Origin of the sequence: Lentzea indica, from assembly GCF_012184385.1 — a bacterium.
In the GTDB taxonomy this organism is placed as follows: Bacteria; Actinomycetota; Actinomycetes; order Mycobacteriales; family Pseudonocardiaceae; genus Lentzea; species Lentzea indica.
The window spans coordinates 1-8,780 of sequence record NZ_VSRL01000328.1 but is presented as its reverse complement, the minus strand read 5'-3'; the positions used below and the strand labels follow the sequence as shown (position 1 = coordinate 8,780).

Genomic DNA, 8,780 nt, shown 5'->3' with positions numbered 1-8,780 from the left:
GTCGTCTCGGACGGCCACCCGGTCGCGACCGGCGACCGCGTGCACGCCGGCGACCTGCTCGCCGCACTGCCGGAGCTCCCGATCCTGCACGAGGTGGCGGCGCGCATGGGCGCGGGCCCGAAGGACCCCGTCGGCCGCATCGCGTCGGCCGTGGAGCTGGCTCTGGAGTCGCTGTACCTGACTCGCCACCTGTCGAAGGACACGTCCTCCGACGACGACCGATCGGTGTACGGATGAGATATCGCTACGGACGCTGGGGCGGTGGCGCCGATCCGTTGGCGCCGCCGGTCGACCTCCGCGCGGCGGTCGACGACCTCGGCCGCGACATCATGGAGGGCGCGTCGCCGTCCTCCGCCCTGCGTGAACTGCTGCGCCGCGGCGTCGACGGCACGCGCGGCTTGGACGATCTGACCTCGCGGTTGTGGCAGCGCCGCGCGTCGATCCAGCGCCGTCACCGGTTGGACGGCACCTTGTCCGAGGTCCGTCAACTGCTGGACAAGGCGGTCGAGGCCGAGCGCCGTGCGCTGTTCCCCGACCCGTCAGACGACGCGCGCTTCCGCGAGGCCCAGCTGGACGCCCTGCCGCCGGGAACCGCCGCGGCCGTTCAGGAACTGTCCTCCTACGACTGGCGTTCCGAAGAGGCCCGCGAGGCGTTCGAGCAGATCCGCGACCTGCTCGGCAGGGAGCTGCTCGACCAGCGCTTCCAGGGCATGAAGCAAGCGCTGTCCAATGTGGACTCCGACGACGTCCGCCGGATCCAGCGCATGCTGCGCGACCTGAACTCGTTGCTCGAAGCCCACGCCGCCGGCTCCCCGGACACGCCGCGCATGTTCGACGAGTTCATGCGCAAGCACGGCGAGTTCTTCCCGGAGAACCCCCGCAACGTCGACGAGCTCATCGACGCACTGGCCGCCCGCTCGGCCGCCGCGCAACGCATGATGAACTCGATGACCGAGGCTCAACGCGCCGAGCTGGCCGCGTTGTCCCAGCAGGCCTTCGGCGGCATCGGCTCGCAACTGTCCACTCTGGACTCGTTGTTGCAGCGGCTGCGGCCTGGCGAGGACTGGACCTCCTCCGCGCGTTTCCGCGGCCAGGACCCGTTGGGGCTCGGCGAAGGTGCCCAGGCGATGGCGGACCTCGCCGAGCTGGACGCCCTGGCCGAGCAGCTGTCCCAGTCCTATCCCGGTGCGCGCCTGGAGGACATCGACCTGGAGGCCCTCGAACGTCAGCTGGGCGAGTCGGCCTCGGTCGACGCCCGCCGCCTAGCGGACCTGGAGAAGGCTCTTCGCCAGCAGAACATCCTGGAGCGCGCCCCGGACGGCTCGCTGCGCCTGACGCCGAAAGCGTTGCGGCGCATGGGCGAGACGGCGCTACGAGGCGTTGTGGACCAGCTGCGTTCGTCGCAGGGTTCCCGCGACACGGTCTCCGCCGGTGCCGCGGGCGAGCTGATGGGCTCGACGCGGCCGTGGCAGTTCGGCGACACCGAACCGTGGGACGTGCCGCGAACCTTGCGCAACGCCGTGCTGCGTTCGGGTTCCATGTCGCTGGACGTGGTGGACCTGGAGGTGTCGGAGACCGAGCATCGGACTCGGGCCGCCGTTGCGTTGTGCGTGGACACCTCGTGGTCGATGGTGCAGGACGGCCGTTGGGTGCCGATGAAGCGCACGGCGTTGGCGCTGCATCACCTCGTGCGCACCCGTTTCCGCACAGATGCCCTGCAGCTGGTGACGTTCGGCCGTTACGCCGAGGCCGTGGACATCGGTCAGCTGACGGCTTTGGAAGGTGTGTGGGAGCAGGGCACGAACCTGCACCACGCGTTGTTGCTGGCAGGGCGTCACGTGCGGCGTCATCCCGACGCGCAACCCGTGGTGCTGGTCGTGACCGACGGCGAACCCACCGCGCACCTGGAGCCCGAGGGGGACGCGGAGTTCAACTATCCGCCGCTGCCACGGACGTTGACCAAGACGCTGAACGAGGTCGACGCGCTGGCCCGGCTCGGAGCGACGATCTCGGTGTTCAAGCTCGGCGATGATCCTCGCCTGGCCGCCTTCGTCGACATCGTGGCGCGGCGGGGCGGCGGGCGCGTGGTGTCGCCGGACGAGGACGGGCTCGGTGCCGCCGTGGTCAGCGACTACCTGAGGTCTCGGCGACGGCGGCGGTGATGCGCCGGTTCCTGCTCGCTGCTCTGCTCAGCGGACTGCCGTCGACCGTGCACGCGCTGGCGACCGGCGGCGATCCGTTGCGCGCCACCAAGGCGGCCGGGTCGTTGGTGGGCGGCGGTGTTGGTGCAGGCGTCGTGGTGCACCTGGCCGTGTCGGCTTTTTGGACGTTCGTGCTGACACGGCTGCGGGTGCGGGGTGTGGTTGGTGGGGCGGTGGCCGGGTTGGTGATCGCCGCCCTCGACCTGGAGGTCATCGGGCGGCGGAACGAGCGGATCCGTTCTCTGCCAAGAGTTCCGCAGTGGCTGGATCACGTGGCTTTCGGCGTGCTCGTCGCCGGTCAGCGCAGGTAGACCGCGGACAGGCGGGGCAAACGGCGGCGCATCTCGGCTTCGTCGTCGAAGTCGAAGTCCCAGTCCGGATCCAGCGGCAGGCGCTCCCGGCGTTCCCAGGCGTCGTCGGGGAGATCTTCGCCGGTGACGGCCAGGTGGGCGTCCCAGGCGATGGAGAGCATGTCCTCGCAGCTGCCGACGCTGCCGTACTCGTCGGGCAGCAGAGCCATGCCGGCCAACGAGTCCGGGTTGACGACGGCGGACTCGAAGACGCGCCGGCCCTGGGTCAACAGGTAAGCGCGGAAGTAGTCGAAGCTGTCGTCGGAGCATCCGCACCGGATCAGGTGGGCGGCGCCCACAGCGGGTGCAGGTAGGAGGCGTCCATCAGGCGCCACAGGGCCTGGTGGGTGGCCACGATCTCGGCCGCGGGCCTGGCCGAGAGCCACGTGGTGGCGTTCGCGACCACGTCGCAGCAGGTCTTGGCGTCGGTGCGACCCGAATCGACCACGCTCCAGAAGTCGTCCACCGCGGTCAGGCCTCGTAGAGCGCGGCCAGGCGGGGCAGACGCGCGGACAGTTCGGCCTCGTCGTCGAAGTCGAAGTCCCAGTCCGGGTCCAGCTCGGGGTAGCGGATGGTGAAGGCGTCCTCGGGAAGCTGCATGCCGGTGGCCTTGATGTGGGCGTCCCAGGCGATCGACAGGGCGCTCTCGCACTCGATGTCCATGCCCGACTCGGCGGCCGACACGACGACGGGTAAGGAAGCGAGCGAGTCCGGGGAGGCCAGGACCGTGTGGTAGACCTCTTCGCCCTGGGTCAGCAGCCAGCCGCGGAAGTAGTCGAAGCCGTCGTCCGAGCAGCCGCCGTTCATCAGGTAGGCCGCCGCCCACAGCGGGTTCTGGTACGACTCCGCCAGCAGATCCCACAGGACCTGCTGCGCCGCGACGATCTCGGCGGGTGGCCGGGCCTCCAGCAAGGTGGAAGCGGCGGAGGCCACGGCATCGCTGTCGGACGGGTCGGAGACGCTCGCGCGGGCGTCGGCGATCAGGGTCCAGAAGGTCTTCGAGTCCACGTCACCGAGCTTGACAGAGGGGTCTGACAATTTTCGGTACCTGACGAATCCGCGGAGACGATCTAGTTTGGAGGCATGATCAGGACTTTGTTTCGTTCGCTCGAGGCCGTGCACGGAATGATCTACTTCGCCCCGGAGGCGGAGTCCCGGTACGCGAGCGTCGGGCTCGACCGGCCCGGCGGGTACTTCGCGTCACGGGCGGCGGCGCTCGGTCCGGTCGGTGCCGAGGTCGTGATCTCGACGTTCTACAACTTCAACCCCGAGATCGTCCGGGCCCGCATCCCGCAGGCGTGGGAGAAGGTCACGCCGCAGCGCATGATCGAGCTCCGGTTCGAGGCGGCGGACGAGGCGCTGCGCAAGGTGCTGCCCGACGACCTCAAGGAGATCACCGAGCTGGCGAAGCGGGCCGCAGAGCGGGCCAAGGAGATGCCGCACGGCCGTACGTTGTTCGCCGCGCACGCGAGCCTGCCGTGGCCGGACGAGACCCTTCTGCAGCTGTTCCTCGCCCAGACGTTGCTGCGCGAGTTCCGCGGCGACGGGCACCTCGCGGCGTTGCTGCGGCACAACATCACCGGCATCGAGGCGCTCGTGCTGCACGTCGGGACGGGCGACTTGCCGGCCGAGGTGCTGCGCAGGACGCGCGCGTGGTCCGAGGACCAGTGGGCGGCGACGGTGGAAGACCTGCAGAAGCGCGGTCTCGTCGGCGCCGACCAGTTGCTGACGGACGAGGGACGCGAGCTGCGGCAGGGCATCGAGGACGACACGGACCGCATGGCCGCACCGGCCTACGACGTGTTGTCGGACCAGGAGAAGCAGCGGTTCGTCGAGCTGGCCACGCCGCTGAGCAAGGCCGTCCTCGACGCGGGCATGGTTCCCGGCCGGCGCTAACGATGCCGGCGCTGACTACTCGGTCGGCCCGTCCCGGTGGGTCGAGGCGAGTGTCTTCTCAGTGATCTCGTCCTTGCCCACCCGGTGCTTTCCCGGATGTACCAACGAGAAGTGCGCCTCGTCCCGCATCCGTTCGACCATGTGCGGATAGTGCAGCTCGAAGGCCGGTCGCTCCGACCTGATCCGCGGCAGCTCCTTGAAGTTGTGCCGCGGCGGGGGAGAGGTCGTGGCCCACTCCAGCGAGTTGCCGTACCCCCACGGGTCGTCCTGCGGGGCGGGGTCGCCGTAGCGGTAGGACCTGAACACGTTCCACACGAACGGCAGCACGGAGGCGCCGAGCACGAACGAGCCGATCGTGGAGATCATGTTCAGCGTCGTGAAGCCGTCGGACGGCAGGTAGTCGGCGTAACGGCGTGGCATGCCCTCGTTGCCCAGCCAGTGCTGCACCAGGAACGTGCCGTGGAAGCCGAGGAACGTCGTCCAGAAGTGCAGCTTGCCCAGCGGTTCGTTGAGCATCCGCCCGGTCATCTTCGGGAACCAGAAGTAGATGCCGGCGTAGGTCGCGAACACGATCGTGCCGAACAGCACGTAGTGGAAGTGCGCCACCACGAAGTACGTGTCCGACACGTGGAAGTCGACAGGCGGCGAGGCCAGCAGGATGCCGGTCAGGCCACCGAAGAGGAACGTGATCAGGAAGCCGACCGCGAACAGCATCGGCGTCTCGAACGTCAGCTGGCCCCTCCACATCGTGCCGATCCAGTTGAAGAACTTGATACCGGTCGGCACCGCGATGAGGAACGTCATCAGCGCGAAGAACGGCAAGAGGATCGCGCCCGTGGCGTACATGTGGTGCGCCCACACGGCCACGGACAGCATCCCGATCGCCAGCGTCGCGAACACCAGGCCCTTGTAGCCGAACAACGGCTTGCGGCTGAACACCGGGAAGATCTCCGTCACGATCCCGAAGAAGGGCAACGCGACGATGTACACCTCGGGATGGCCGAAGAACCAGAACAGGTGCTGCCAGAGGACCACACCACCGTTCTCGGGGTCGAACACGTGCGCGCCGAGGTTGCGGTCGGCCGCGAGCCCCATCAGCGCCGCCGTGAGGATCGGGAACGCCAGCAGGATGAGGATCGACGTCACCAGGATGTTCCAGGTGAAGATCGGCATCCGGAACATCGTCATGCCGGGCGCACGGAGGCAGATGACGGTCGTCGTCATGTTGACCGCGCCGAGGATGGTGCCCAGACCACTGACCGCCAGGCCCATGATCCACAGGTTCGCGCCGATGCCGGGGCTGTGCGCGGCGCTGTTCAGCGGCGCGTAGGCGAACCAGCCGAAGTCCGCCGCGCCACCGGGCGTCACGAACCCCGCGAGAACGGTCAGCCCGCCGAAGAGGAACAGCCAGTAGGAGAACGCGTTCAGCCGCGGGAACGCCACGTCCGGCGAGCCGATCTGCAGCGGCAGGATGTAGTTGGCGAACCCGAACAGGATCGGCGTCGCGTACAGCAGCAGCATGATCGTGCCGTGCATGGTGAACAGCTGGTTGAACTGCTCGTTCGACAGGTACTGCATGCCCGGCCGCGCCAGCTCGCCGCGCATCAGCAGCGCCATCACGCCGCCGATCATGAAGAACCCGAACGACGTGGTCAGGTACATGATCCCGATCTGTTTGGGATCGGTGGTCTTGAACAGCGAGAGGAAGTACGAGCCCTTCGGCCGGGCGCGCGCAGCCCCGGGATGAGGTACGACAGGCGTGGGCTTGATCGTGGTCATCTCGCCTCCTCGCTACCGGAACATCGTCCTCCCCGTCAGACCGAGGGGCAATCCATGACGAGCACAGCGGAGGTCACCGGGACCACCGGAGCACCCACCGAGATGCCGCTGACCTGCACGTAGTACGCGCCGGGGACCAGTCCACCGAATTTGATCGCCATGGTCTCGGAGATCGCCGGACTGCGCGACTCGACCTGTTTGCCGTTCTCGTCGAGCAACGCCACCTTCAACGCGCGAGGGGTGGTGTCCTTCAGCTCGACCGTGACCTCGATGTCCTCGGTCGTGAGCACCAGGTCGGGCACGCTGACCTGCGGTTCTGTCGCGGTCACGTTGCGCGGGACGATTTCGGTCGAGGTCAGGAACGACTCGACCATGTCCAGGACCGCGGCGTTGTCCTGCAGCGACGTGTGCTGCTCGGTCACGCGGTGCAGCGTGTTCGACGAGAGCCTCAGATCCCTGCGCGCGGCCCCGACCATCGGCACCGTTGCGTCCCCGTACAGCTCCTTGCCTTCGTACGTGCGGTAGCAGGTCACCTTGCCGTCGGCGACACGTGCGGTCGTGGCGGTGGGCTGCTTGCCGCCGAGGATCGCGTACGTCTGGTCGGCGAACGAGTCGGTCAACGCGCCGTGGAACGCCATCGCGTCCGCGACCATCTTCGTGTCGACCTCGGGCAACGTGGTCTCGGTCGTCTTGACCAGGCCTGATGGGCTCTCGATGCACGCGTACTCGGGCAGCAGCTGGTGCAGCGAGGGCAACGAGCGTGCGAACTCGGTCAGGTCGATCGCCAGCGGTCCGAGGCCCTTGCGCACGCCGTTGACCAGCTGGTCCAACGCCGCCGCCGCGCCGCGGTACGGCGTGCCCATCGTGATGAGCTTGTCGGTGCGTTCGGCGATCCCGCACTGCTCGATGCACCAGCGTGCGACCAGCCCGCCCATCGAGTGGCACACGAAGCTGACCTTGGCGTCCGGGCCGATCCGGTCCAGTGCCTCGTCGACGCGCCGGGCCAGCAGAGCGCCGTTGTAGCGGTTCGACAGCCGCCAGTCGTAGGCGAAGAGCAGCAGGTTGCCCTTCTCGACGGTGTAGCCGAGCGAGTTCATCCGCCTGGTGACCCGGTCGTAGCCCTTCAACGGCGTCCAGATGCCGGGGATGACGTGCAGGTCGGCCATCAACGCCACGGGCTCGATGCCGTCGCCGGGGTGCTCGTCACCGATGCCGGACGGGAGCCTGAGCCGCTGGAGGTGACGGCCGAGAGTCAGCACGGCACGCAGCGCGGCCCTGCCGGACACCTCCCAGACCATGCCCTCCTTGTCGCGCAACGTGCTGCCGAGGATGCCGGGCAGGACGACGACGAGGTCACTCATCAGGACTCCTCAGCGAGCTTGCGGATGAGGGTGAGCAGCTTCAGGTTCGCGGGCACCAGATAGGTCAGCTCGTGGATCCACGCCAGACGCTCGTCCGGCACGGGCAACGCCAGACGCCCGTCACCGGCTCGCGTTCGCGCGACCACCTTGTAGAGCGCGGCCAACGCGTGCGGCTCCAACGCCGTCACGGCCTGGGTGAGCGCCTGCGGCGACGCACTCGCCGCCAGCCCGCGCAGGATCTCGGTCACCCGCGCTGGGTCCTCCTGCGCGTCGAGCACGAGGTCGAGCACGTCGGTGTCCTCGTCGGCCAGCAGCAGCAACGCGTGCACGGGCCGGTTGTCCCGGACGTTCTTGAGCACTTCCTTGTCCAGCAACTCTTCCCGGCGCGTCGCGAGCAGCTCGCGGCGGCGGGCCGGCGTGGCGTCGACGAACTCGTCCGCGAGGCTGGCGAGCAGCCACGGCCGGTAGGCGAGCGCCACTCCCTGCTGCTGCGCGGTCGTCCGGCGCGACTGGATGACCTGCGCCTCGATCAGGCTCGTCCCGTACAACGCCTCGGTGACCGCCACGTCGGCGTCCGTCGAGAGAAGCTCGGGGTGTTCGAGCAGGATCGCGCGCTCGTCGGCGTACGAACGCGCGAACACCCACCGGCGTGCGGTCGTCAAGAGCGTGCGATCGACTGTCAACCAGTCCGGCGTGGTGTCCCACGGCCACGGACCGGAGTCGTAGTGGCGGCGCGCGATCTCGTGCACGTCGTGGATCGCCTGCCGGGACTGGCCGACGTGGGTCAGGGCCTGGCACAGCCACTTCGCCGCCGCCGGGTCACCGGCCGCCGTTGCTGCCGCCCGCAGCATCAACAGGGTCGAGAGGTGCGGCCCGGTGAACCGCGCGGTCACGCGCTCCCAGGTCTCGTCGACGATCTCCGGCTGACGCAGGCCCGCGCAGATCGTGTCGAGCGTGAACAACGCGGCCGCCAAGGTCGACAGCCTGTGCTCGTGCTGCGGCAGCAGGCACACCTCGACGGTCCGCAGCCCGGTCACGAGCGCGTCCCTGGGCTTGCCCGCGTCGCGCTGGCGGCGCATCAGGTTGTGCAGTGCCACGCCGTGGATCCGCAGGCCGTCCGCGAGGTCGGCGGCCTGCCTGGCGGCGTCGAGGGCCTCGTCCCTGCGGTCGACCATGCTGTACGCGACGCTCAG

At 68.7% G+C, this 8,780-nt stretch carries 9 protein-coding genes and 1 pseudogene; 4 read left to right on the top strand and 6 right to left on the bottom strand.

All coding sequences use genetic code 11. The features are described from left to right. From FXN61_RS44240 to FXN61_RS44230, 3 genes and pseudogenes are all read left to right on the top strand, one after another. A pseudogene (locus FXN61_RS44240) lies at positions 1–237 on the top strand (magnesium chelatase); the annotation flags it as partial. After that, a complete protein-coding gene (locus FXN61_RS44235) occupies positions 234–2,162 on the top strand; it encodes a vWA domain-containing protein (protein WP_167979813.1) in 1,929 nt (642 codons plus the stop codon). The pseudogene FXN61_RS44240 and the gene FXN61_RS44235, both read left to right, overlap by 4 nt. Beyond that, a complete protein-coding gene (locus FXN61_RS44230) occupies positions 2,162–2,512 on the top strand; it encodes a hypothetical protein (RefSeq protein ID WP_167979812.1) in 351 nt (116 codons plus the stop codon). Before FXN61_RS44235 ends, FXN61_RS44230 begins: the two co-directional genes overlap by 1 nt. On the opposite strand, the gene FXN61_RS44225 is transcribed toward FXN61_RS44230, so the two are convergent. The 3 genes from FXN61_RS44225 to FXN61_RS44215 are packed head-to-tail and all read right to left on the bottom strand — an operon-like array spanning position 2,500 to position 3,559. Next, positions 2,500–2,850, bottom strand: coding sequence for a DUF4240 domain-containing protein (locus FXN61_RS44225; RefSeq protein ID WP_167979811.1), 351 nt, complete (start codon positions 2,848–2,850; stop codon positions 2,500–2,502). The two genes, FXN61_RS44230 and FXN61_RS44225, sit on opposite strands and share 13 nt — an antisense overlap. Continuing rightward, complete coding sequence (locus FXN61_RS44220; RefSeq protein WP_167979810.1) at positions 2,832–3,017, bottom strand: DUF4240 domain-containing protein; 186 nt, start codon at positions 3,015–3,017, stop codon at positions 2,832–2,834. The genes FXN61_RS44225 and FXN61_RS44220 overlap by 19 nt, the downstream gene beginning before the upstream one ends. A 5-nt stretch (positions 3,018–3,022) precedes the next feature. Further along, complete coding sequence (locus tag FXN61_RS44215; RefSeq protein ID WP_167979809.1) at positions 3,023–3,559, bottom strand: DUF4240 domain-containing protein; 537 nt, start codon at positions 3,557–3,559, stop codon at positions 3,023–3,025. Between the two features lie 75 nt (positions 3,560–3,634). On the opposite strand from FXN61_RS44215, the gene FXN61_RS44210 reads away from it, so the two are divergent. Next, on the top strand, positions 3,635–4,447 hold the full coding sequence (locus tag FXN61_RS44210; protein ID WP_167979808.1) for an SCO6745 family protein: 813 nt from the start codon (positions 3,635–3,637) through the stop codon (positions 4,445–4,447). Between the two features lie 15 nt (positions 4,448–4,462). Here FXN61_RS44210 and ctaD read toward each other — a convergent pair whose 3' ends face one another. From ctaD to FXN61_RS44195, 3 genes are all read right to left on the bottom strand, one after another. Further along, on the bottom strand, positions 4,463–6,226 hold the full coding sequence (gene ctaD / locus FXN61_RS44205; RefSeq protein ID WP_167979807.1) for an aa3-type cytochrome oxidase subunit I: 1,764 nt from the start codon (positions 6,224–6,226) through the stop codon (positions 4,463–4,465). Positions 6,227–6,261: 35 nt separating this feature from the next. After that, on the bottom strand, positions 6,262–7,587 hold the full coding sequence (locus FXN61_RS44200; RefSeq protein ID WP_167979806.1) for an esterase/lipase family protein: 1,326 nt from the start codon (positions 7,585–7,587) through the stop codon (positions 6,262–6,264). Then, positions 7,587–8,780 (bottom strand): hypothetical protein (locus tag FXN61_RS44195; RefSeq protein ID WP_167979805.1); only part of this gene is annotated, 1,194 nt, incomplete at its 5' end. The genes FXN61_RS44195 and FXN61_RS44200, both read right to left, overlap by 1 nt.

Coding starts and splice junctions, on each gene's coding strand:
- FXN61_RS44230 (WP_167979812.1), top strand. CDS start 2,162: ATGCGCCGGTTCCTGCTCGCTGCTCTGCTCAGCGGACTGCCGTCGACC.
- FXN61_RS44235 (WP_167979813.1), top strand. CDS start 234: ATGAGATATCGCTACGGACGCTGGGGCGGTGGCGCCGATCCGTTGGCG.
- FXN61_RS44200 (WP_167979806.1), bottom strand. CDS start 7,587: ATGAGTGACCTCGTCGTCGTCCTGCCCGGCATCCTCGGCAGCACGTTG.
- ctaD (WP_167979807.1), bottom strand. CDS start 6,226: ATGACCACGATCAAGCCCACGCCTGTCGTACCTCATCCCGGGGCTGCG.
- FXN61_RS44210 (WP_167979808.1), top strand. CDS start 3,635: ATGATCAGGACTTTGTTTCGTTCGCTCGAGGCCGTGCACGGAATGATC.